This window comes from Embleya hyalina (genome assembly GCF_003967355.1).
GTDB lineage: Bacteria > Actinomycetota > Actinomycetes > Streptomycetales > Streptomycetaceae > Embleya > Embleya hyalina.
The window spans coordinates 87250-113775 of sequence record NZ_BIFH01000045.1 but is presented as its reverse complement, the minus strand read 5'-3'; the positions used below and the strand labels follow the sequence as shown (position 1 = coordinate 113775).

The window sequence follows — 26526 nt, the reverse complement described above, 5'->3', positions numbered from 1 at the left end:
ACGCTCATCCACCCATTTCTCGGTACCGCGAGGAGCACGAGGCAGAATGGCTGAGAACGACCCCAAACTGATCGAAGCCCTGCGCGCCTCTCTGAAGGAGACGGAGCGTCTGCGCGAGCAGAACCGTCAGCTTGCCGGGGCCGCGCGCGAGCCGATCGCGATCGTGGGTATGGCGTGCCGGTATCCGGGCGGGGTGGTGTCCCCGGAGGGGCTTTGGGACCTGGTGGCCCAAGGCCGCGACGGGGTGGGCGAGTTCCCGGCGGATCGCGGCTGGGACCTGGAGAAGCTGTACGACCCGGATCCGGAGAGCCGGGGGACGTCGTACGTCCGACGTGGCGGATTCCTGTACGAGGCCGGGGAGTTTGATCCGGACTTCTTCGGTATTTCGCCGCGTGAGGCGTTGGCGATGGATCCGCAGCAGCGGTTGTTGCTGGAGACGTCGTGGGAGGCGTTGGAGCGGGCGGGTCTGGATCCGGCCGGGCTGCGTGGCAGCCGTACCGGGGTCTTCGCCGGTGTGATGTACCACGACTACAGCCCGCAGGCCGGTGAGGCTCCACCCGACTTGGAGGGGCTGATCGGTACCGGGAACTCGGGGAGTGTGGCCTCCGGTCGGGTGGCGTACACGTTCGGGTTCGAGGGTCCGGCGGTGACGGTGGATACGGCGTGTTCGTCGTCGCTGGTGGCGTTGCACTGGGCGGTGCAGGCGTTGCGGTCGGGTGAGTGCGACATGGCGCTGGCCGGTGGTGTGACGGTGATGGCGACGCCGGGGACGTTCGTGGAGTTCTCGCGGCAGCGGGGGCTGTCGGTGGATGGGCGTTGCAAGGCGTTTGCTGCGGCGGCGGATGGCACCGGGTGGGGCGAGGGTGTCGGCATGCTGCTCGTGGAGCGGCTGTCGGATGCCCGGCGGAACGGCCACCCGATCCTGGCGGTCGTGCGTGGGTCGGCGATCAATCAGGACGGTGCGAGTAATGGTCTGACGGCGCCGAACGGGCCCTCGCAGCAGCGGGTGATTCGGCAGGCGTTGGCGAACGCGGGCCTGGGTGCGTCGGATGTGGATGCGGTGGAGGCGCATGGCACGGGTACGACGCTCGGTGATCCGATCGAGGCGCAGGCGTTGTTGGCGACGTATGGGCAGGGGCGGCCGGCGGATCGGCCGTTGTGGTTGGGGTCGTTGAAGTCGAACATCGGGCATGCGCAGGCGGCTGCGGGTGTGGGTGGCGTCATCAAGATGGTGATGGCGATGCGGCACGGGGTGTTGCCGCGGACGCTGCATGTGGACGCGCCGTCGCCGCATGTGGACTGGTCGGCGGGGGCCGTCGAGCTGTTGACCGAGGCCCGGGAGTGGGCGGCGCTGGAGCACCCGCGTCGGGCCGGCGTCTCGTCGTTCGGCGTGAGCGGGACGAACGCGCATGTGATCGTCGAGCAGGGCGAGGTGGTCGAGGTTGAGGCTGCCGAGGCTGAGGGCGAGGGTGAGGGGCCCGACGGTGCGGTGCCGCCGTTGGTGCCGTGGGTGATCTCCGCGCGGAATGCGGAGGCGCTGGCCGGTCAGGCGGGGCGGCTGCGGGAGTGGGTGGCTCGCGACGCGCGCGTTGACCTTGCTGCGGTGGGTGGCGCGTTGGTGTCCTCGCGGGCGCTGCACCATGAGCGTGCGGTGGTGGTTGGCGCCGGGCGGGACGAGTTGCTGGCCGGGTTGGGGGCGTTGGCGGCCGGGTCGTCTGTGGCCGGGGTGGTTGCGGGCGGTGGCAGCGGCGGGAAGTTGGCGCTGTTGTTCGCGGGGCAGGGTAGTCAGCGGCTGGGGATGGGGCGGGAACTTGCCGTCGGGTTCCCGGTGTTCGCGGCTGCGTTCGATGAGGTGTGTGCGGTTCTGGATCCGCTGCTGGCGCATCCGCTCCGTGAGGTGGTGTTCGCCGAGCCGGGCAGCGAACGGGCCGAACTGCTGAACGAGACGGGGATGACGCAGCCGGCGTTGTTCGCGTTCGAGGTCGCGCTCTATCGGCTGCTGGTGTCGTACGGGGTCGCGGCGGATGTGTTGGTCGGGCATTCGATCGGTGAGCTTGCGGCCGCGCATGTGGCCGGGGTGTTCTCGCTGGAGGACGCGTGCCGCCTGGTGGCCGCCCGGGCCCGCTTGATGCAGGCCCTCCCGGCGGGCGGCGCGATGCTCGCGGTCGCCGCGCCGGAGGCGGATGTGCTGCCGCTGCTCGCGGGGCGTGAGGACGAGGTCGGCGTCGCTGCGGTCAATGCACCGTCGGCGGTGGTGGTCTCCGGCACCGAAGCGGCCGTCGACGACATCGGCCGCGAGATGGCCGAGCGGGGAGTGCGCGTCCGCAGGCTGCGGGTCTCGCACGCGTTCCACTCGCCGCTCATGGACCCGATGCTGGCGGAGTTCCGGCGGGTCGCCGAGGGGCTTGTCTACCGTGAGCCGAGCATCCCGGTGGTCTCCGACGTCACCGGTGAAGTGGCTGCGGAGGGTCTGCTCACCGACCCGGGTTACTGGGTCGAGCACGTGCGCCACGCGGTCCGGTTCGCTGACTCCGTCACCGCCGCCCGTGCGGCCGGCGCGTCGGTGTTCGTCGAGATCGGCCCCGACGGCGTCCTGACCGCCCTCGCCCGCCAGACCCTCGACACCGACGAGAACGCGGTCCTGGTCCCCGCCGTCCGCAAGGACCGGGAGGAGACCCGCACCCTCCTCGAAGCCCTCGCCGCCGTCCACGCGCAAGGTCTGACCGTCGACTGGACGGCCCACTTCGCGACGGCCCCCGCCCGGCACGTGGAACTGCCGACCTACGCCTTCCGGCGTCAGCGCTACTGGCTCGAACCCGCCGCCACGCCCGGTGACGTCACCGGCGTGGGTCTGGGCGCGGTCGATCACCCGTTGCTGAGTGCCGCGACGGAGGTTGCGGGTGGGGAGGCGGTGGTCTTCAGCGGCCGTCTGTCCGTGGCGGCCCAGCCGTGGCTGGCGGACCACGTGGTTGCGGGCACGGTGATCGTGCCTGGTGCGGCTCTGGTCGACGTCGCCGTGCGGGCCGGTGACGAGGTCGGCAGTCCGGTGGTGGAGGAGTTGACCCTTCACGCTCCGCTCGTGGTGCCGGTGCACGGCGGTGTGCGGCTTCAGGTGGTGGTCGCGGCTCCGGACGAGTCGGGGCGGCGTGGGGTGTCGATTCACGCGCGTGTCGAGGACGACGGCTCGACCACGTGGACCCGCCACGCCGAAGGCGTGCTGACGACCATGGCCGCCGAGGCACCGCGCTTCGACTTGACGCAGTGGCCGCCGAAGGGCGCCCGGTCGGTGGATGTCGACTCCCTTTACGAGGACCTGGCCGGTCTGGGCCTGGAGTACGGGGAGGTCTTCCGGGGCCTGACCGCCGCCTGGCGCACCGGCGACGACGTCTACGCCGAGATCGTGCTCCCCGAACAGGCCCACCCCGATGCCGTGCGATTCGGTCTGCACCCCGCCCTTCTCGACGCGACCCTGCACGCCGTCGCTCTCGGCGGATTCCTCCCCGAGGACGCGTCGGGCCGCCCCCATCTGCCGTTCGCCTGGAACCGGGTGGCCCTGTACGCGACCGGCGCGACCACGCTCCGCGTCCGGGTCGCCCCGGCCGAGGGCGGGGTGTCCCTGGCCCTTGCCGACGCCACCGGCGCGCCCGTCGCCGAGGTCGACTCCCTGATCCTGCGTCCGGTTTCCACCGACGAGTTGGCCGCTTCGGTGGGTCGGCTCCGTGACGCACTCTTCCATGTCGAGTGGGTCGGCGTGCCGCTCGGCGAGGAACAGTCCGGGCAGCGCTGGGCCGTGCTGGGAGCCGACGACTTCGGCACCGGGGCCGAGGTGTACGCCGGCATGGCCGCGTTGGCCGCCGTTCCCGACCAGGATGTCCCGGACGCCCTGCCGCGCTGGGTGCTCGTCACGTGCCCCACCACCGGCCTCGACACCCCCGACGCCGCGCATGCGGTCACCCACGGCGTGCTCCGGCTTGTTCAGGGTTGGCTCGACCACACCGACCGCACCACGCCTCGAATGGTCGTCGTCACCCATCACGCCATCGGTGACACCGACGCCGCCATCGATCCGGCACAGGCCGCCGTGTGGGGTCTGGTGCGCGCCGCGCAGGCCGAACACCCCGGGCGGTTCGTCCTGCTCGACCTCGACGAGGATGCCGCGTCGGTACGCGTGATCGGTCGGGCGCTGGCCACGGGTGAGCCCCAACTGGCCCTACGCGCCGGCGAATTGCGGGTGCCGCGCCTGACCCGGACCACCGTTTCCGCCAAGGAGGAGGCCGCGCCGGTCTTCGCGCCGGAGGGCACGGTGCTGGTCACGGGCGGTACGGGCGGCCTGGGTGCCTTGGTCGCCCGCCATCTCGTGGTCGAGCACGGCGTACGCCGTCTGCTGCTGGTCAGCCGCCGCGGCCCGGACGCCCCGGGTGCCGAGGAGTTGGTGACCGAACTCGCCGACCACGGCGCCGAGGTGACCGTCGCGGCCTGCGACGTCGCCGACCGCGGTGCGCTCGCCGACCTGATCTCGGCCATTCCTCCCGGTCGGTCGTTGACCGGAGTGATCCACGCCGCGGGCGTCCTCGACGATGCCACGATCCCGGCTCTCACCACCGCACGCATGGACACGGTCCTGTCGCCGAAGGCGGACGCCGCCTGGCACCTTCACGAGCTGACGAAGGAACTGGATCTCGCGGTGTTCGCCCTGTTCTCCTCGGCGTCGGGGGTGCTGGGCACGGCCGGACAGGGCAACTACGCGGCGGCGAACGCCTTCCTCGACGCGTTGGCGGAGCACCGGAGCGCCCAGGGCCTGCCCGCGACATCGCTGGCCTGGGGCCTGTGGGAGACCGGCGGCATGGCCGGTGGGGTGGACGAGTCGGTCATCCGTCGCCTGGAACGCAGCGGGGTGGCCCCCCTGTCCGATGACGACGGTCTCGCGCTGTTCGATGTCGCCCTGAGGCAGGACCGGGCCGCGGTGGTTCCGGTTCGGCTCGAACTCAAGGCTCTGGCTGCGGTGGGGGACCACCTGCCCGCGATGTTCCGGTCACTGGTGCGCAGGCCCGGGCGGCGGGCGGTCGGCACAGGAGTTGCGGCGGCCGGCCTGGTCGGGCGACTGGCGGCGCTGGCACCGGAGGAGCGGCGGTCGGTGGTGTCGGAGCTGGTGCGAGGCCAGGTGGCCGCCGTACTCGGATTCGCCGACGGATCGGCGATCGAGCCCAAGCGTCAATTCCAGGACCTCGGTTTCGACTCGCTGATCGCGGTGGAGTTCCGCAACCGGCTCAATTCCCTCACCGGGCTGCGGCTGCCCACCACGGTGGTCTTCGACCACCCCACCCCGATTGCGCTCGCCGACCACCTGAGCGGCGAACTCCTGGGCACGAGAGCCGACATGCCGGCGGCCGTCGCCACGACGACCGCCGACGACGAACCCATCGCCATCGTCGGCATGGCCTGCCGCTACCCCGGCGGTGTGACCTCGCCCGAGGACCTGTGGCGTCTGGTGGCCCAAGGCCGGGACGCCATCGGGGAATTCCCGACGAATCGCGGCTGGGACCTCGGGAAGCTGTACGACCCGGACCCGGACAACCGAGGCACGACATACGCCCGTCACGGCGGATTCCTGCACGACGCGGGCGGGTTCGACGCGGACTTCTTCGGCATTTCGCCGCGTGAGGCGTTGGCGATGGATCCGCAGCAGCGGTTGTTGCTGGAGACGTCGTGGGAGGCGTTGGAGCGGGCGGGTCTGGATCCGGCCGGGCTGCGGGGCAGCCGTACCGGGGTCTTCGCCGGTGTGATGTACCACGACTACGCCACACAACTCGCTTCCGTACCCGGTGAGTTGGAGGGGCTGATCGGTACCGGGAACTCGGGGAGTGTGGCGTCGGGTCGGGTGGCGTACACGTTCGGGTTCGAGGGTCCGGCGGTAACGGTGGACACGGCGTGTTCGTCGTCGCTGGTGGCGTTGCACTGGGCGGTGCAGGCGTTGCGGTCGGGTGAGTGCGACATGGCGCTGGCCGGTGGTGTGACGGTGATGGCGACGCCGGGGACGTTCGTGGAGTTCTCGCGGCAGCGGGGGCTGTCGGTGGATGGGCGTTGCAAGGCGTTTGCTGCGGCTGCGGACGGCACCGGGTGGGGCGAGGGTGTGGGCATGCTGCTCGTGGAGCGGCTGTCGGACGCTCGCCGGAACGGGCATCGCGTATTGGCCGTCGTGCGCGGGTCCGCGGTCAACCAGGACGGTGCGAGTAATGGTCTGACGGCGCCGAACGGTCCGTCGCAGCAGCGGGTGATTCGTCAGGCGCTGGCGAATGCGCGGTTGTCTGTGTCGGATGTGGATGCCGTCGAAGCGCACGGCACCGGTACGTCGTTGGGTGACCCGATCGAGGCGCAGGCGCTGCTCGCGACCTATGGGCAGGATCGGCCCGAGGACCGGCCGCTGTGGCTCGGTTCGGTGAAGTCGAACCTCGGCCACACGCAGGCGGCTGCCGGTGTCGCGGGCATCATCAAGATGGTCATGGCCATGCGCCACGGGATGTTGCCGCAGACGCTGCATGTCGATGCACCGTCGCCGCACGTGGACTGGTCGGCGGGGGCCGTCGAGCTGTTGACCGAGGCCCATGAGTGGCCGGAGGTCTCTCGGGTACGCCGGGCGGCGGTCTCGTCGTTCGGTGTGAGCGGGACGAACGCGCATGTGGTCATCGAGCAGGGCGAGGTGGTCGCGGTTGCCGGGGCCGAGGTCGACGCTCCGGTGTTGCCGTTGGTGCCGTGGGTGATCTCGGCGCGGAATGCGGAGGCGTTGGCCGCGCAGGCGGGGCGGTTGCGGGAGTGGGCTGTGGGCGCCGCGGACCTGGGCGTTGCGGTGGTGGGTCGGGCGTTGGTCGATGGTCGCGCGGTGTTGGACGAGCGTGCGGTCGTGGTCGGTGCCGGGCGGGACGAACTGCTGGCCGGGTTGGAGGCGTTGGCGGCCGGGTCGTCTGTGTCCGGGGTGGTCACGGGCGGTGGCAGCGGCGGGAAGTTGGCGCTGTTCTTCGCGGGTCAGGGTAGTCAGCGGTTGGGGATGGGGCGGGAACTTGTCGCCGGGTTCCCGGTGTTCGCCGATGCCTTTGGCGAGGTGTGTGCGGTTCTGGATCCGTTGCTGGCGCATCCTGTGCGTGAGGTTGTCTTCGCCGAGCCGGGCAGCGAGTACGCCGGACTGCTGAACGAGACGGGGATGACGCAGCCGGCGTTGTTCGCGTTCGAGGTCGCGCTGTATCGGTTGTTGGTGTCGTTCGGTGTGACGGCGGATGTGTTGGTCGGGCATTCGATCGGTGAGCTTGCGGCCGCGCATGTGGCCGGGGTGTTCTCGCTGGAGGACGCGTGCCGTCTGGTGGCGGCCCGGGCCCGCTTGATGCAGGCCCTGCCTGCCGGTGGGGCGATGCTCGCGGTTGCCGCGCCCGAGGCGGATGTGTTGCCGCTGCTTGCCGGCCGTGAGGACGAGGTCGGTATCGCTGCGGTCAACGCGCCCACGGCGGTGGTGGTCTCCGGCACCGAAACGGCCGTCGACGACATCGGCCGCGAGATGGCCGAGCGGGGAGTGCGCGTCCGCAGGCTGCGCGTCTCGCACGCGTTCCACTCGCCGCTCATGGACCCGATGCTGGACGAGTTCCGGCAGGTCGCCGAGGGGCTTGTCTACCGCGAGCCGACCATCCCGGTGGTCACCGACGTCACCGGTGAAGTGGCAGCGGAAGGTGTGCTCACCGACCCCGGCTACTGGGTCCGGCACGTCCGCCACGCGGTCCGGTTCGCCGACTCCGTGACCGCCGCCCGCACGGCCGGCGCCTCGGTGTTCGTCGAGATCGGCCCCGACGGCGTACTGACCGCCCTCGCCAAGCAGACCCTCGACACCGACGAGAACGCGGTCCTGGTCCCCGCCGTCCGCAAGGACCGCGACGAGACCCGCACCCTCCTCGAAACCCTCGCCACCCTCCACACCCACGGCACCGCCGTCGACTGGGGCACCCACTTCGCCACCACCCCGGCCCGACACCTCGACCTCCCCACCTACGCCTTCCAGCATAGCCACTACTGGCTGAAGTCCGCCGCCACCGGCAACGTCACCACCGCCGGACTCACCCCCATCGACCACCCCCTCCTCACCGCCGCCATCCCCTCCCCGGACACCGACCAACTCACCCTCACCGGACGGCTCTCCCTCGACACCCACCCCTGGCTCGCCGACCACAACATCCTCGGAAACGTGCTGCTGCCGGGCACTGGGCTGTTGGAGTTGGCGGTTCGCGCCGGGCTGGAGGCGGGATGCACGGTCCTCGAGGAACTGACCCTGCAGGCGCCGCTGATGGTGCCCGCGGTGGGTGGTCTCCAGGTCCAGGTCGCCGCCGGGGCCGTCGATGCCTCCGGTGCCAAGCCCGTGACGATTCACTCGCGGGACGAGGCCGACCCGGACGGGCCGTGGACGCTGCATGCCGTGGGCGTACTGACCGATGCGGTGCCGCGGCCGGCGGCCGATTTGGAGCAGTGGCCGCCCGCCGGGGCGACCGCGGTCGACGTGGGCGACGCGTACGAGTCGCTGCTCGGCAGGGGCTATGAGTACGGTCCCGTCTTCCAGGGGTTGAGGGCGGTGTGGCGGCGCGGTACCGACGTGTTCGCCGAGGTCGAACTGCCGGAGGAGGCGTTCGCCGAGGCAGCACGCTTCGGCCTGCACCCGGCGCTCCTCGACGCCGCTATGCACTCGCTGCTGCTCGACGCCGGAGACGAGGGGCGCGAGGAGGCCCGGACGGTACTGCCGTTCTCCTGGAGCGGGGTGAGCCTGCACGCCGCCGGGGCCACCGGCGTGCGTGTACGGATCTCGCAGTCGCGCGGGAACTCCGTGTCGATGACGATCGCCGACACCACCGGAGCTCCGGTCCTGTCGGTCGAGTCGCTTGCCACGCGCCCCGTGTCAGCGGACCAACTGGCCGACGGCCGCGCCGAGTCGCTGTTCCGCGTCGACTGGACCGTGCTCCGGCTCGCGGAGGAATCCGCGGCGGGGCAGGATCTCGCCGATCTCGAAACCGTGATGTCGGCGACCGACGCGGACACGATCGCGCCCGAAGCCGTCGTGTACGCGGTCGAGTCCGCGGACGCCGAGACGAGTGTTCCGGAGGCGCTGCGGCGAGGGACGTACGGCGTGCTGGCGGCGATTCAGGGGTGGTTGGCGGACGACCGGTTCGCCTCGTCCCGACTGATCGTCGTCACCCGCGGTGCGGTCGACGCGGACGCCGGGTCGACGGTGGATCCGGCGCAGGCCGCGGTGTGGGGTCTGGTGCGGGCGGCCGAGGCGGAGAATCCGGGCCGCTTCGTGCTGGTGGACGTGGACGGTGGCGAGGAGTCCCGGCGGGTGCTGGGCTCGATCGTGGCCTCGGGGGAGTCCGAGGCCGCCGTCCGTGCGGGTGAGGTGCGGGTGCCGCGACTGACCCGGGCCACCGTCCCGGATGCCGGGGATCCGGTGTTCGCGGCGGAGGGCACGGTGCTGGTCACCGGCGGTACGGGTGGTCTGGGCGCGCTGGTTGCCCGGCACCTGGTCACCGAACACGGTGTGCGTCATCTTCTCCTGGCCAGCCGTCGCGGTGCGGACGCTCCCGACGCCGCGGCGCTCATCGCCGAACTGACCGACTGCGGCGCCGAGGTGACCATCGCGGCCTGCGATGTCGGCGACCGCGACTCCCTCGCCCGACTGATCGCGGACGTCCCCGCCGACCATCCGTTGACGGGTGTCGTGCATGCGGCGGGTGTCGCCGACAACGGGCTGGTGGGTTCGTTGTCGGCGGAGCGGTTGGACGGGGTCTTCGGTCCGAAGGCGGATGCGGCGTGGTACCTCCATGAGCTGACCCGTGATCTGGACCTGGCGGCGTTCGTGTTGTTCTCGTCCGCGGGTGGGTTGGTCCTCGCCGCCGGCCAGGGCAACTACGCGGCGGCGAACGTGTTCCTGGACGCGCTCGCGCAACACCGTCGGGCGCGGGGACTTGCGGCCACCTCCCTCGCGTACGGCCTGTGGCAGGCTCCCACCGGCATGGCTCAGTTCCTGAGCGACGCCGACCTGGAGCGGATGCGGCGCCAGGGGCTGCCCGCACTGTCCGTGGCGGACGGGCTCGCGGCCTTCGACGCCGGACTGGGCGCCGACACCGCGACATTGGTTCCGATTCGGGTCGACGCGGCGGCATTGCGGGCGCGCGGCGAGGGCGTGCCGGTGCTGCTGCGGGGCCTGGTGCGCGGTCGTGTGCGACAGGTCGCGCGGGCGGGTGCCGCAGGCGGGGGCACCTGGGCTCCGGCGCAGCGCCTGGCGGGGCTGAGCGCCGCCGAACGCAGCCGGGTGGTCGGGGACTTGGTGCGCGAGAAGGCCGCGTCGGTGCTCGGGCACAGCTCGCCGGACGCGGTTCCGGTGGATCGGGCGTTCCGGGACCTCGGCTTCGACTCGCTGACCGCGGTGGAACTCCGCAACGAACTCAACACGGCGAGCGGACTGCGGCTTCCGGCCACCCTCGTCTTCGACTACCCGACGCCTCGGGCGGTGGCGGAGCACATCATCGCCGAACTCGTCGGAACGGCCTCCGGGGCCGCGTCGGCGGTGCCGGTCTCACGACCGACGGACGACGAGCCGATCGCGATCGTCGGGATGGCCTGCCGGTATCCGGGCGGGGTGGTCTCGCCGGACGACCTGTGGCGGATGGTCGCCGACGGACAGGACGCCGTCGCGGAATTTCCGACCGACCGCGGCTGGGACATCGGAAAGTTGTACGACCCGGAGCCCGGCACGCCCGGCAAGACCTATGCGCGCCACGGTGGATTCCTCTACGACGCGGGGGAGTTCGACCCGGGCTTCTTCGGGATCTCGCCGCGCGAGGCACACACGATGGACCCGCAGCAGCGGCTGCTCCTGGAGACCTCGTGGGAGGCGTTCGAGCGGGCGGGCATCGATCCCGGCTCGGCGCGGGGCAGTCGTACCGGTGTCTTCGCGGGCGTCATGTACCACGACTACGGCCTCGGCGTGGCGCACGGATCGACCAGCGGCGGCAGCCTGGTCTCGGGTCGGGTGGCGTACACGTTCGGGTTCGAGGGTCCGGCGGTGACGGTGGATACGGCGTGTTCGTCGTCGCTGGTGGCGTTGCACTGGGCGGTGCAGGCGTTGCGGTCGGGCGACTGCGACCTGGCGCTGGCCGGCGGTGTGACCGTGATGGCCACGCCGGGCATGTTCGTGGAGTTCTCCCGGCAGCGCGGCCTGGCCGTCGACGGCCGATGCAAGGCGTTCTCGGCCGCGGCGGACGGCGCGGGCTGGGCCGAGGGCGCGGGCATGCTGCTGGTGGAGCGGCTGTCGGATGCGCATCGGAACGGGCACCGGGTGTTGGCGGTCGTGCGTGGCTCGGCGGTCAATCAGGATGGTGCGAGCAATGGTTTGACGGCGCCGAACGGTCCGTCGCAGCAGCGGGTGATCCGGCAGGCGTTGGCGAATGCCGGGTTGGCGGCGTCGGATGTGGATGCGGTGGAGGCGCATGGCACGGGTACGACGTTGGGTGACCCGATCGAGGCGCAGGCGCTGATCGCCACGTATGGCCAAGACCGGCCGGCGGATCGGCCGTTGTGGCTGGGCTCGGTGAAGTCGAACATGGGTCACGCCCAGGCGGCGGCCGGGGTCGGTGGCGTCATCAAGATGGTGATGGCGATACGCCACGGGCTGCTGCCCAAGACGCTGCACGTCGACGAGCCCTCGCCGCACGTGGACTGGTCCTCGGGCGCGGTCGAACTCCTCACCGAGGCCCGGGAGTGGCCGCAGAACGGCCATCCGCGCCGGGCGGGCATCTCGTCGTTCGGGATCAGCGGTACGAACGCGCATGTCATCGTCGAACAGCCGCCTGTGGTGGACGGGTCGACGGACGCGGACGTCCGCGAGCCGGACCTGTCGGCTCTGCCCTGGATCGTCTCGGCCCATGGTGCCGACGCGTTGCGGGCCCAGGCGGAGCGGCTGCGTTCGTGGGTGGAGGCCCGTCAGGAGCTCGAACCGGCGAGTGTTGGGTTTGCGCTTGCCACGGGTCGCGCGGTGTTGGGTGACCGTGCGGTGGTGGTTGGTGCCGGGCGGGACGAGTTGCTGGCCGGGTTGGGGGCGTTGGCGGCCGGGTCGTCTGCGCCCGGGGTGGTCATGGGAAGCGCTGCCGGCGGGAAGTTGGCGCTGTTGTTCGCGGGGCAGGGTAGTCAGCGGCTGGGGATGGGGCGGGAACTTGTCGCCGGCTTCCCGGTGTTCGCCGATGCCTTTGGCGAGGTGTGTGCGGTTCTGGATCCGCTGCTGGCGCATCCTGTGCGTGAGGTTGTCTTCGCCGAGCCGGGCAGCGAGTACGTCGGACTGCTGGACGAGACCGGGATGACGCAGCCGGCGTTGTTCGCGTTCGAGGTCGCGCTCTACCGGCTGCTGGTCTCGTACGGCGTTACGGCGGATGTGCTGGTCGGGCATTCGATCGGTGAGCTTGCGGCCGCGCACGTCGCGGGCGTGTTCTCGCTGGAGGACGCGTGCCGTCTGGTGGCCGCGCGGGCCCGGTTGATGCAGGGCCTCCCGGCGGGCGGCGCGATGCTCGCGGTCGCCGCGCCGGAGGCGGATGTGCTGCCGTTGCTCGCGGGTCGTGAGGACGAGGTGGGGATCGCCGCCGTCAACGCGCCCACGGCGGTGGTGGTCTCCGGCACCGAAGCGGCCGTCGACGACATCGGCCGGGTGATGGCCGAGCGGGGGGTTCGTGTCCGCAGGCTGCGGGTTTCGCATGCGTTCCACTCGCCGCTCATGGACCCGATGCTGGCGGAGTTCCGGCAAGTGGCCGAAGGGCTCGCCTACCGCGAACCGACCATCCCGGTGATCTCCGACGTCACCGGTGAAGTGGCTGCGGAGGGTCTGCTCACCGACCCGGGTTACTGGGTCGAGCACGTGCGCCACGCGGTCCGGTTCGCCGACTCCGTCACCGCCGCCCGTGCGGCCGGCGCCTCGGTGTTCGTCGAGATCGGCCCCGACGGCGTCCTGACGGCCCTGGCCCGGCAGATCCTCGACACCGACGAGAACGCGGTCCTGGTGCCCGCCGTCCGCAAGGACCGGGAGGAGACGCGCGCCCTCCTCGAAGCCCTCGCCGCCGTCCACACGCAGGGCCTGACCGTCGACTGGAGCACGTACTACGCGCCCGCTCGGCCCCAACCCATCGAGTTGCCCACCTACGCGTTCCAGAGGCGGCGCTACTGGGTGGATTCGGGAACGATCGCCGGTGATGTGACGGCGGTCGGGCTGGACACGATCGAGCACCCGCTGCTCGGCGCGGCGACGGAGTTGCCCGGCTCGGCCGGATTCCTGTACACCGGGCGGTTGTCGTCGGCGACACAGCCGTGGTTGGCGGATCACGCGGTCAATGGCGTGGTGCTGGCGCCTGGTGCGGCGCTCGTCGAGCTGGCGGTGCGGGTCGGCGACGAGGTCGGTTACCCGGTGCTGGAGGAACTTACCCTCCAGGCCCCGCTCGTACTGCCCGAACACGGCAGTGTGCAGCTCCAGTTGGTGGTGGGGGCGGACGAGTCGGGTCGGCGTGAGGTGACGATCCACTCGCGGGTCGAGGGCACGCCGGGTGAGGAGGACTGGACGCGGCATGCCGTGGGTGTGCTCGCGGCGGTTGCCCCCACATGGTCCTTCGACATGTTGCAGTGGCCGCCGAAGGGCGCCGAGCCCGTGGACGTCGACTCCCTCTACGACGATCTGGCCGACCTGGGGCTGGAGTACGGAGAGGTCTTCCGGGGCCTGACCGCCGCCTGGCGCGACGGTGACGAAGTCTTCGCCGAAATCACCCTGCCCGAGCGGGCACACGCGGATGCCGAGCGCTTCGGCCTGCACCCCGCTCTGCTGGATGCGGCTCTGCACGGCATGGCGCTGGGTGACTTCCTGCCCGAGGTCGAGGCAGGGCGGCCGTATCTGCCGTTCGCGTGGAACCGGGTCGTGCTGTACGCCGCCGGCGCCACCGCGCTTCGCGTAAGGGTCGCACCGGGCGCTACGCGGGGCGAAGTCCGGTTGGCTCTCGCCGATGCGACGGGCGCGCCGGTCGCCGAGATCGGCTCCCTCACGTTCCGACCGGTTGCGCCGGCCCTGCCCTCGGCCACCGGCAGGCACCACGATGTTCTCTTCGAACTTGGCTGGGCGGCGATGGACGCCTCGTCGCGGGAGGACCTGCGCTGGGTGGCGCTCGGAAGCGACACGTTTGCGTCGGCGGCTGAGTCGTTCGCGGATTTGGCGGCGTTGGCGGCGTTGGCGGCGGCCGGTGAGGTTCCCGGGTATGTGTTGCAGGCTTCGTCGGAGTCGGAGCCGAAGTCGGTCGGGGATGTTCCGGGTGCGCTGCGCCGGGTGACGCACGAGGTGTTGGCGCGGGTGCAGGAGTGGGTGGCGGACGAGCGGTTCGCCGCTTCCCGGTTGGTGGTGGTCACGCGCGGCGCGGTGGTCACGGACGGGGCCGGTGATCCGGATCCGGCGCAGGCGGCGGTGTGGGGTCTGGTGCGAGCCGCCCAGGCCGAACACCCCGACCGGTTCGTACTGTTGGACCTGGACGACGATCCCGCGTCGGATCGCGCCATCGGGCGCGCCCTGGCTACCGGCGAGCCGCAACTGGCGGTCCGCGCGGGTGAGGTGAAGGTGCCGCGGCTGACCAGGGCCACCGTCCCCGATGCCGGGGACGCGGTGTTCGCGGCCGACGGCACGGTGCTGATCACCGGTGGAACAGGTGGCCTGGGCGCGCTGGTTGCTCGGCACCTGGTGGTCGAGCACGGCGTGCGAAACCTGTTGCTGGCGAGTCGCCGCGGCCCGGAGGCGCCGGGCGCCGATGCGCTCATTGCCGAACTGGCCGAGTACGGCGCGCGGGTGGACGCCGTCGCGTGCGATGTCGCCGACCGCGACGCTCTCGCCCGACTGATCGTGGACGTCCCCGCCGACCACCCCCTGACGGGTGTGGTGCATGCGGCGGGTGTGGGTGACAACGGGCTGGTGGGTTCGTTGTCGGCGGAGCGGTTGGACGGGGTTTTCGGTCCGAAGGCGGATGCGGCGTGGTACCTCCACGAGTTGACCCGTGATCTGGACCTGGCGGCGTTCGTGTTGTTCTCGTCCGCAGGTGGACTGGTCCTCGCGGCCGGCCAGGGCAACTACGCGGCGGCGAACGTGTTCCTGGACGCGCTCGCGCAACACCGTCGGGCGCGGGGACTCGTGGCCACCTCCCTCGCGTACGGCCTGTGGGACACGGACACCGGCCTCAGCCAATGGCTGACCGAGGTCGATCTGGAGCGGATGCGGCGCCAGGGGTTGCCGGCGTTGTCCGTGGACCAGGGCCTCGCCGCTTTCGACGCCGGACTGCGCGCCGAGACCGTCTCGTTGGTGCCGATTCGCGTCGATACGACCGTGTTGCGGGCGCGCGGTGACGATGTGCCGACATTGCTTCGCGGGCTGGTGCGCGGTCGTGTACGGCAGGCGGCGAAGGCGGGTGACGCGGCGGGTGCCGGCACCTCGCCGTTGGCGCGGCGCCTGGCCGCGCTGGACGCCGCCGAACGTGGTCGGACGTTGTTGCACCTGGTGCGCGAGGAGATCGCAGCCGTACTGGGGCACGATTCGGTGGACGCCGTGCAGCCGGACCGGGCCTTCCAGGAGCTGGGTTTCGACTCGCTGACCGCCGTCGAACTGCGCAACCGGCTCAACACCCTGACCGGACTGCGACTTCCGGCGACGCTGGTCTTCGACTACCCGACCTCACGGGTCGTGGCGGAACACCTCGACCTGGAACTCTCCGGGACGGCCGCCGGGATCGAGGTCGTCACCTCGGCCAGGACGTCGACGGACGACGAGCCGATCGCGATCGTCGGCATCGGCTGCCGCTTCCCGGGCGGAGTGCGGTCGCCCGAGGGGCTGTGGGACCTGGTGGCCCAGGGCCGAGACGCCATCGGGGAGTTCCCGACCGACCGAGGTTGGGATCTGGAGAAGCTGTACGACCCGGACCCGGAGAACCGGGGTACGACGTATACCCGGCGGGGTGCATTCCTGTACGAGGCGGGGGAGTTCGATCCGGGGTTCTTCGGGATCTCGCCGCGCGAGGCCCTTGCGATGGATCCGCAGCAGCGTCTGTTGCTGGAGACGTCGTGGGAGGCGTTGGAGCGGGCGGGGATCGACGCGACCGGGCTGCGGGGCAGCCGCACCGGGGTCTTCGCCGGTGTGATGTACCACGACTACGCGTCGCAACTCTCCTCCGTGCCCGTCGAGTTGGAAGGGCTGATCGGCACCGGCAACTCGGGGAGTGTGGCTTCGGGCCGGGTGTCGTACACGTTCGGGTTCGAGGGCCCGGCGGTCACGGTGGACACGGCGTGCTCGTCGTCGCTGGTCGCGCTGCACCTGGCGGTGCAGGCACTGCTTTCCGGCGAGTGCGACATGGCGCTGGCGGGTGGTGTGACGGTGATGGCGAAGCCGGGGACGTTCGTGGAGTTCTCGCGGCAGCGGGGACTGTCGGTGGACGGTCGTTGCAAGGCGTTCGCCGCGGCGGCGGATGGCACCGGGTGGGGCGAGGGTGTGGGCATGCTGCTCGTCGAGCGGCTGTCCGATGCTCGCCGGAATGGCCATCCGGTGTTGGCCGTCGTGCGTGGGTCGGCGGTCAACCAGGATGGCGCGAGCAACGGTCTGACGGCGCCGAACGGCCCGTCGCAGCAGCGGGTGATTCGTCAGGCGTTGGCCAACGCGGGGTTGACGGCGTCGGACGTCGACGCGGTGGAGGCGCACGGCACGGGTACGGCCCTGGGTGATCCGATCGAGGCGCAGGCGCTGCTCGCGACCTATGGGCAGGATCGGCCCGAGGGTCGGCCGTTGTGGTTGGGGTCGGTGAAGTCGAACCTCGGGCACACGCAGGCGGCTGCGGGCGTGGCCGGGATCATCAAGATGGTCATGGCCATGCGGCACGGGGTGTTGCCGCAAACCCTTCACGTGGACGCGCCGTCGCCGCACGTGGACTGGTCTGCCGGGGCCGTCGAGTTGCTGACCGAGGCTCGCGAATGGCCCGAGGTCTCCGGGCCGCGTAGGGCGGCGGTCTCGTCGTTCGGTGTGAGCGGGACGAACGCGCATGTGGTCATCGAGCAGGGCGAGGTGGTCGCGGTTGCCGGGGCCGAGGTCGACGCTCCGGTGTTGCCGTTGGTGCCGTGGGTGATCTCGGCGCGGAACGCGGAGGCGCTGGCTGCTCAGGCGGGGCGGCTGCGGGAGTGGGTTGCGGGCGAGGCGAGTGTGGATCCTGCTGCGGTGGGCGGCGCACTCGTGTCCTCGCGGGCGGTCCTGGATCGGCGTGCGGTCGTGGTCGGCGAGAGCCGGGACGAACTGCTGGCCGGGTTGGGAGCGTTGGCGGCAGGGTCGTCTGTGGCCGGGGTGGTCACGGGCAGTGGCAGTGGCGGGAAGTTGGCGCTGCTGTTCGCGGGCCAGGGGAGTCAGCGCCTGGGCATGGGCCGCGAACTGGCGGCTGCGTTCCCGGTGTTCGCGGCTGCGTTCGACGAGGTGTGTGCGGCTCTTGATCCGCTGCTGGCACACCCCGTGCGTGAGGTGGTGTTCGCCCAGCCGGGCAGCGAACAGACCGGGTTGTTGGACGAGACGGGGATGACGCAGCCGGCGTTGTTCGCGTTCGAGGTCGCGCTCTATCGGCTGCTGGTGTCGTACGGCGTTGTGGCGGATGTGCTGGTCGGGCATTCGATCGGTGAGCTTGCGGCCGCGCATGTGGCCGGGGTGTTCTCGTTGGAGGACGCGTGCCGTCTGGTGGCGGCCCGGGCCCGGTTGATGCAGGCCCTCCCGGCGGGCGGCGCGATGCTCGCGATTGCCGCGCCTGAGGCCGACGTGTTGCCGTTGCTCGCGGGTCGTGAGGACGAGGTGGGGATCGCCGCCGTCAACGCGCCCACGGCGGTGGTGGTCTCCGGCACCGAAACGGCCGTGGAGGATATCGGCCGTGTCATGACCGAGCGGGGAGTGCGGGTCCGCAGGCTGCGGGTGTCGCACGCGTTCCACTCGCCGTTGATGGAGCCGATGCTGGCGGAGCTCCGGCAGGTGGCCGAAGGGCTCGCCTACCGTAAGCCGACCATCCCGGTGGTCTCGGACGTCACCGGCGCGATCGCCGGGGAGGGTGTGCTCACCGATCCGGGCTACTGGGTGGAGCACGTGCGCCACGCGGTCCGCTTCGGCGACTCCGTATCCGCCGCCCGCGCGTCCGGGGCGTCGGTGTTCGTCGAGATCGGCCCGGACGGCGTCCTGACCGCCCTGGCCAAGCAGACCCTCGACACCGACGAGGACGCGGTCCTGGTGCCCGCCGTCCGCAAGGACCGCGACGAAGCCCGCACCCTCCTCGAAGCCCTCGCCACCGTCCACACGCAAGGCCTGGCCGTCGACTGGGGCACATACTTCACCGGCACCCCCACCCGACACCTCGACCTCCCCACCTACGCCTTCCGGCACCAGCGCTTCTGGCTGGAGTCGCCCGCCGCGACCGGTGACGTCACCGGTGCGGGTCTGGGCGCGGTCGATCACCCGTTGCTGAGTGCCGCGACGGAGGTTGCGGGTGGGGAGGCGGTGGTCTTCAGCGGGCGCCTGTCCGTGGCGGCCCAGCCGTGGCTGGCGGACCATGCGGTCGGTGGCACGGTGATCCTCCCGGGCTCCGCACTGGTCGACGTTGCCGTGCGGGCCGGTGACGAGGTCGGCAGTCCGGTGGTGGAGGAGTTGACCCTTCACGCTCCGCTCGTGGTGCCGGTGCACGGTGGTGTGCGGCTTCAGGTGGTGGTCGCGGCTCCGGACGAGTCGGGGCGGCGTGGGGTGTCGATTCACGCGCGTGTCGAGGACGACGGCTCGACCACGTGGACCCGCCACGCCGAAGGCGTGCTGACGACCATGGCCGCCGAGGCACCGGGCTTCGACCCGACGGCCCAGTGGCCGCCACAGGGCGCCGAACCGGTGGACGTCGACGCCCTCTACGACAATCTGGCCGACCTCGGCCTGGAGTACGGGGAGGTCTTCCGGGGCCTGACCGCCGCCTGGCGCACCCGCGACGACGTCTACGCCGAGGTGATGTTGGCCGAGTCGGCGCATGCGGACGCGGCGCGGTTCGGTCTGCACCCGGCTCTTCTGGATGCAGCGCTGCATGCCATTGCCCTGGGCGACTTCCTGCCGGAGATGGAGTCCGGGCGGCCGTACCTGCCGTTCGCCTGGAACGGATTCACGCTGTATGCCACCGGTGCGACGAGGCTTCGGGTGCGGGTTTCCTCGGCCTCCGGTGGGCAGGTCGCCTTGGCGGTCGCCGATTCGACCGGTGCGCCGGTCGCCGAGATCGGGTCCCTGACACTGCGTCCGCTCGCCGTCGACGGCCTGGGCGGCTCTCGGGCCCGGCACCTCGACTCGCTGTTCCGGATCGAGTGGACGACTCCGCCCTCCGGTGCAGACGTCCCCGAGCCGCGATGGGCCGCACTGCCCGCCACGGCAACCGGGACGGACCCGGGCCCGACGGCCCTCGCCGAGCGGGCCGACGTCCCGGAGTATGTGCTGGTCGGCGCTCCGGACACCGCCCCGCGCGACGCGACCACGGATGTGCCGGACGCGCTGCGCCACGTCACGCACGAGGTGTTGGCGCGGGTGCAGGAGTGGGTGGCGGAGGAGCGGTTCGCCGCGTCCCGCCTGGTGGTGGTCACGCGTGGTGCGGTGGTCACGGACGGGCCCGGTGATCCGGATCCGGTGCGGGCGGCGGTGTGGGGTCTGGTGCGGGCCGCGCAGGCCGAACACCCCGACCGGTTCGTACTGTTGGACCTGGACGACGATCCCGCGTCGGAACGCGCCATCGGCCGGGCCCTGGCCATCGGCGAGCCGCAACTCGCCGTCCGCGCCGGTGAGGTAAAGGTGCCGCGCCTGATGCGGGCCACCGTCCCCGCGACAGAGGAAGCCGCGCCGGTCTTCACGGCGGAGGGTACGGTGTTGGTGACCGGTGGCACCGGTGGCCTGGGTGCGTTGGTCGCCCGCCACCTCGTGGTCGAACACGGGGTACGCCACCTGCTGTTGGCCAGTCGCCGCGGCCCGGCCGCGCCCGGCGCGGACGCGCTCGTCGCCGAACTCGCCGAGCACGGCGCCCTCGCGGTCGCCGTCGCCTGCGACGTCGGCGACCGCGAAGCCCTCGCCGGCCTGATCGCGGACATCCCCGCCGATCACCCGCTGACCGGCATCGTCCACACCGCGGGCGTCCTCGACGACGCCACCATCGCATCGCTCACCCCCGACCGCATCGACACCGTCCTGCGACCCAAGGCCGACGCCGCCTGGCACCTCCACGACCTCACCCGCGAACTCGACCTCACCACCTTCGTGCTCTTCTCCTCGATCTCCGGCGTCCTCGGCGGAGCCGGACAGGGCAACTACGCCGCCGCCAACGCCTTCCTGGATGCGCTCGCCCAGCACCGCCACGCCCAGGGCCTGCCCGCCACCTCCCTGGCCTGGGGCCTGTGGACGGAAGGCGGCATGGCGGGCGAGCTCGACGCGGTCGATCTGCGACGCCTCGAGCGTTCCGGCGTGCTGCCGCTGTCGACGGCGGACGGCCTTGCGCTACTGGACACCTCCGTTCGGTCCGCTCGTCCCGTGCTCGTCCCGGTGGGGCTGAATCCGAAGGCTCTGGGCGCCCGTCCGGAGTTCCTTCCGCCGCTGTTGCGCGGGCTGGTCGTGGGCGGTCCCACCAGGCGCACGGCAGCGAGTGGATCGGAGAACGAGTCCACGCTGAGGGGGCGGCTGGCCGCGCTGGACGCGGCCGCGCGGAAGTCTCTGCTGGACGAACTGGCACGCGGCCAGATCGCCGTGGTTCTCGGGTACAAGGACGCCTCGGCCGTCCAGGCCGGCCTGTCCTTCCAGGACCTCGGATTCGACTCGTTGCTGGCCGTGGAACTCCGAAATCGCCTCAACGAGGCGACGGGTCTGCGGCTCCCGGCCACGCTGATCTTCGACTATCCGACGCCCTTGGCACTCGTCGATTTCCTGACCGGTGAACTGCTCGGTACGCAGGAGACCTCGGCCCCTCTCCCGACTTCGACGACGTACGACGAGCCGATCGCGATCGTCGGCATCGGTTGCCGCTTTCCGGGCGGAGTGGGGTCGCCCGAGGGGCTGTGGGATCTGGTGGCCCAGGCCCGGGACGCGGTGGGCGAGTTCCCGACCGACCGGGGCTGGGATCTGCGGAAGCTGTACGACCCGGACCCGGCGAGCCGGGGCACGACCTACGCCCGACACGGCGGATTCCTTTACGACGCAGGCGAGTTCGACCCGGGGTTCTTCGGGATCTCGCCGCGTGAGGCGCTTGCCATGGACCCGCAGCAGCGCCTGTTGCTGGAGACGTCCTGGGAGGCCATGGAACGTGCGGGCCTGGATCCGGCCGGGCTGCGGGGCAGCCGTACCGGGGTCTTCGCCGGTGTGATGTACCACGACTACGTCTCCCAGGTCGGCAAGTTGCCGCCGGAGTTGGAGGGGCTGATCGGTACCGGGAACTCGGGGAGTGTGGCGTCGGGTCGGGTGGCGTACACGTTCGGGTTCGAGGGTCCGGCGGTGACGGTGGATACGGCGTGTTCGTCGTCGCTGGTGGCGTTGCACTGGGCGGTGCAGGCACTGCGATCGGGTGAGTGCGACATGGCACTCGCCGGTGGTGTGACGGTGATGGCGACGCCGGGGACGTTCGTGGAGTTCTCGCGGCAGCGGGGGCTGTCGGTCGACGGGCGCTGCAAGGCGTTCGCCGCTGCCGCGGACGGCACCGGGTGGGGCGAGGGCGTGGGCATGCTGCTCGTCGAGCGGCTGTCGGATGCCCGGCGGAACGGCCACCCGATCCTGGCGGTCGTGCGTGGATCGGCGATCAATCAGGACGGTGCGAGCAACGGGCTGACCGCGCCGAACGGGCCCTCGCAGCAGCGGGTGATCCGGCAGGCGCTGGCGAACGCGGGGCTGACGGCGTCGGACGTCGACGCGGTGGAGGCGCACGGCACCGGCACGACTCTGGGTGACCCGATCGAGGCGCAGGCGCTGCTCGCCACGTACGGGCAGGACCGGCCCGAGGACCGGCCGCTGTGGCTCGGCTCCGTGAAGTCGAACCTCGGCCACACACAGGCGGCTGCCGGTGTCGCGGGCATCATCAAGATGGTCATGGCCATGCGCCACGGGGTGTTGCCGCAGACCCTCCACGTCGATGCGCCGTCACCGCACGTCGACTGGTCGGCGGGGGCCATCGAACTGCTCACCGAGGCCCGGCCGTGGCCGGAGATCGATCGGCCTCGGCGGGCGGCGGTCTCGTCGTTCGGATTCAGTGGGACGAACGCCCATGTGGTCATCGAGCAGGGCGAGGTGGTCGAGGTCACGGCCGCCGAGGCCGACGGTCCGGTGCCGTCGTTGGTGCCGTGGGTGATCTCCGCACGGAACTCCGACGCGTTGGCCGCGCAGGCCGGGCGGCTCCGAGAGTGGGCGGTGGGCGCCCCGGAGGTCGATCTCGCTTCGGTGGGTGGCGCACTCGTGTCCTCACGGACGGTCCTGGACCGGCGTGCGGTCGTGGTCGGCGAGAGCCGGGACGAACTGCTGGCCGGGTTGGGGGCGTTGGCGGCCGGGTCGTCTGTGGCCGGGGTGGTCACGGGCAGCGCTGCCGGCGGGAAGTTGGCCCTGTTGTTCGCGGGTCAGGGCAGCCAGCGGCTGGGGATGGGGCGGGAACTTGCGGCCGGGTTCCCGGTGTTCGCCGACGCCTTTGGCGAGGTGTGTGCGGTTCTGGATCCGTTGCTGGAGCGTCCGGTCCGCGAGGTGATGTTCGCCGAGCCGGGCTCGGCGGAGGCGGGGTTGTTGGACGAGACGGGGATGACGCAGCCGGCGTTGTTCGCGTTCGAGGTCGCGCTCTACCGGCTGCTCGTCTCGTACGGCGTTGTGGCGGATGTGTTGGTCGGGCATTCGATCGGCGAGCTTGCGGCCGCGCATGTGGCCGGGGTGTTCTCGCTGGAGGACGCGTGCCGCCTGGTGGCGGCCCGGGCCAGGTTGATGCAGGCCCTCCCGGCGGGCGGCGCGATGCTCGCGGTCGCCGCGCCGGAGGCGGATGTACTGCCGCTGCTCGCGGGGCGTGAGGACGAGGTCGGCGTCGCTGCGGTCAATGCACCGTCGGCGGTGGTGGTCTCCGGCACCGAAGCGGCCGTCGACGACATCGGCCGGGTGATGGCCGAGCGGGGAGTGCGGGTCCGCCGGTTGCGGGTCTCGCACGCGTTCCACTCGCCGTTGATGGAGCCGATGCTGGCGGAGTTCCGGCAGGTGGCCGAAGGGCTCGCCTACCGTGAGCCGAGCATCCCGGTGGTCTCCGACGTCACCGGTGAAGTGGCTGCGGAGGGTCTGCTCACCGACCCGGGTTACTGGGTGGAGCACGTGCGCCACGCGGTCCGGTTCGCCGACTCCGTCACCGCCGCCCGCGCGGCCGGCGCCGCCACATTCGTCGAGATCGGTCCGGACGGCGTCCTGACCGCCTTGGCCAGGCAGACCCTCGACACCGACGAGGACGCGGTCCTGGTCCCCGCCGTCCGCAAGGACCGCGACGAGACCCGCACCCTCCTCGAAGCCCTCGCCACCCTCCACACCCACGGCACCGCCGTCGACTGGAGCACCCACTTCGCCACCACCTCGGCCCGACACCTCGACCTCCCCACCTACGCCTTCCAGCACAGCCACTACTGGCTGAAGTCCGCCGCCACCGGCAACGTCACCACCGCCGGACTCACCCCCATCGACCACCCCCTCCTCACCGCCGCCATCCCCTCCCCGGGCACCGACCAACTCACCCTCACCGGACGGCTCTCCCTCGACACCCACCCCTGGCTCGCGGACCATGCCGTCAACGGCACCGTGATCCTCCCCGGCGCCGCCCTCGCCGAACTTGCCATCCGGGCCGGCGACGAAACCGGCACCCCACACCTCGAGGAATTGATCCTCCAAGCCCCCCTCGTCCTCCCCGAACACGGCAACCTCCAACTTCAACTCGTCCTCGATTCCCCGAACGACACCGGACATCGATCCCTCACCGTGTACTCGCGCGCAGAGGACGCCGACCTCACCGCGCCCTGGAACCGACACGCACAAGGCATGCTCGCCCCCGCCGAGGCACCGCGCTTCGACCTGACGCAGTGGCCGCCGAAGGACGCCGAACCGGTGGACGTCGACACCCTCTACGACGACCTGGCCGACCTCGGCCTGGAGTACGGGGAGGTCTTCCGGGGCCTGACCGCCGCCTGGCGCATCGGCGGCGACGTCTACGCGGAGGTGGTGTTGGCCGAGTCGGCGCATGCGGACGCCGCGCGGTTCGGTCTGCACCCGGCCCTTCTGGACGCGGCCCTGCACGGCACGGCGCTGGGCGACTTCCTCCCCGAAGTCGAGTCCGGGCGCCCGTACCTGCCGTTCGCCTGGAACCGCGTGAGCCTGTACGCGACCGGCGCGACCACACTCCGCGTCCGGATCGCCCCGACCGACGGCGGAGTGTCCCTGACCCTCGCCGACACCACCGGCGCACCCGTCGCCGAAATCCACTCCCTCATCCTGCGCCCGATTTCCACCGGGGGCCCGGCCGCCTCGGGCGGCGGACTCCGTGACGCCCTCTTCGCACTGGACTGGGCGGCGGTGGATACCTCGTCGCGGGAGGACCTGCGGTGGGCGGCGCTCGGGGGCGACGGTTTCGCTGCGGCGGCCGCGTCCTACGCGGATCCGGCCGCGTTGGCGGCAACCGGGGACGTGCCCGGGCATGTGCTGCTGGGCCTGTCCGCGTCGGCCGGGGACGTTCCGGGTGCACTGCGCCGCGTCACACACGACGTATTGGCGCAGTTGCGGGATTGGCCGGCGGACGACCGATTCGCCGCCTCCCGGCTGGTCGTGGTCACGCGCGGTGCGGTGGTCATGGAGACCGCCGGCGGCCCGGATCCGGTGCAGGCAGCCGTATGGGGCCTGGTACGAGCCGCCCAGGCCGAACACCCCGACCGGTTCGTACTGCTGGACCTGGACGACGACCCCACATCCCACGACGCCATCGGCCGAGCCCTGGCCACCGGCGAGCCCCAACTCGCCATCCGCACGGGCAAGACCTACACCCCACGCCTGACCCGCACCACCGTCCCCGAGCCGCAGGACCGGGCACCGGCCTTCAAGCCGGAGGGCACCGTACTGATCACCGGCGGCACCGGCGGCCTGGGCGCCCTGGTCACCCGCCACCTCGTGCTCGAACACGGCGTGCGGCACCTGCTGTTGGCCAGTCGCCGCGGCCCGGACGCCCCAGGCGCCGACGCGCTCGTCGCCGAACTCGCCGAGCACGGCGCCCTCGCGGTCGCCGTCGCCTGCGACGTCGGCGACCGCGACGCCCTCGCCGACCTGATCGCGGACATCCCCGCCGACCACCCGCTGACCGGCGTCGTCCACACCGCGGGCGTCCTCGACGACGCCACCATCGCATCGCTCACCCCCGACCGCGTGGACACCGTCCTGCGGCCCAAGGCCGACGCCGCCTGGCACCTCCACGAACTCACCGAGGACCTGGACCTCGCGGTGTTCGCCCTGTTCTCCTCGGCGTCCGGCGTCCTCGGCGCGGCCGGGCAGGGCAACTACGCGGCGGCGAACGCGTTCCTGGACGCGCTCGCCCAGCACCGCCGCGCACAGGGCCTGCCCGCCACCTCCCTGGCCTGGGGCCTGTGGGAGACCGGCGGCATGGCCGGCGAACTCGACGAGGTCGCCATGCGTCGTCTGAAGCGCACGGGCATCACCCCGCTCTCCACGGCCGACGGTCTGGCCCTGTTCGACGGCGCGATCGAGGCGGAGCGAGCCGTCCTGGTCCCGGTCCGGCTCGACCTTCGGACCCTGGGCGCGATGGCGGACCACCTGCCGGCGGTGTTCCGCGACCTGGTCCGCAGGACCGCCAGGCGAGCGTCCGCCGGCGCGGCGCACGCCGCGGTGCCGGCCGAGCGCTTCGCCGCCCTGGAGCCGAGCGAGCGGCGGTCGGCGCTGTCGGACCTGGTGCGCGGCCAGATGGCCGCCGTACTCGGATTCGCCGACGGATCCGCCGTCGAGCCCCAACGCCAGTTCCAGGACGTCGGCTTCGACTCGCTCACCGCGGTGGAGTTCCGCAACCGGCTCAACACGGCCACCGGGCTGCAACTCCCGGCGACACTCATCTTCGACTACCCGACCCCGATCGAGCTGATCGACCACCTGGTGGCCCGGTTCGGCGGGGCGGAGGACGAAGAGGCGGGCGTACTCCGCTTCTTCGCCGAACTGGATCGGATCGAGAGCTCGATGGCGGGGCTCACCGAGGAGAGCGCCGCGCGCGGCCGGCTCGCCGCACGCCTCAAGGAGGTCCTGGCGAGCCTCAACGACAACGGCGAGCAGTCCGACAACGAAAAGGTGGCGGACCGGATCGAGTCGGCCACGGACGACGAGATGTTCGCCTTCATCGACAACGAGCTCGAAGTCTCCTGACACGCGCACCGGCTGAG

At 71.6% G+C, this 26526-nt stretch carries 1 protein-coding gene; it reads left to right on the top strand.

The features are described 5' to 3' along the window. Positions 1 to 46 precede the first annotated feature (46 nt). A complete protein-coding gene (locus EMA17_RS53090; RefSeq protein WP_246127279.1) occupies positions 47 to 26509 on the top strand; it encodes a type I polyketide synthase in 26463 nt (8820 codons plus the stop codon). Positions 26510 to 26526: the final 17 nt, after the last annotated feature.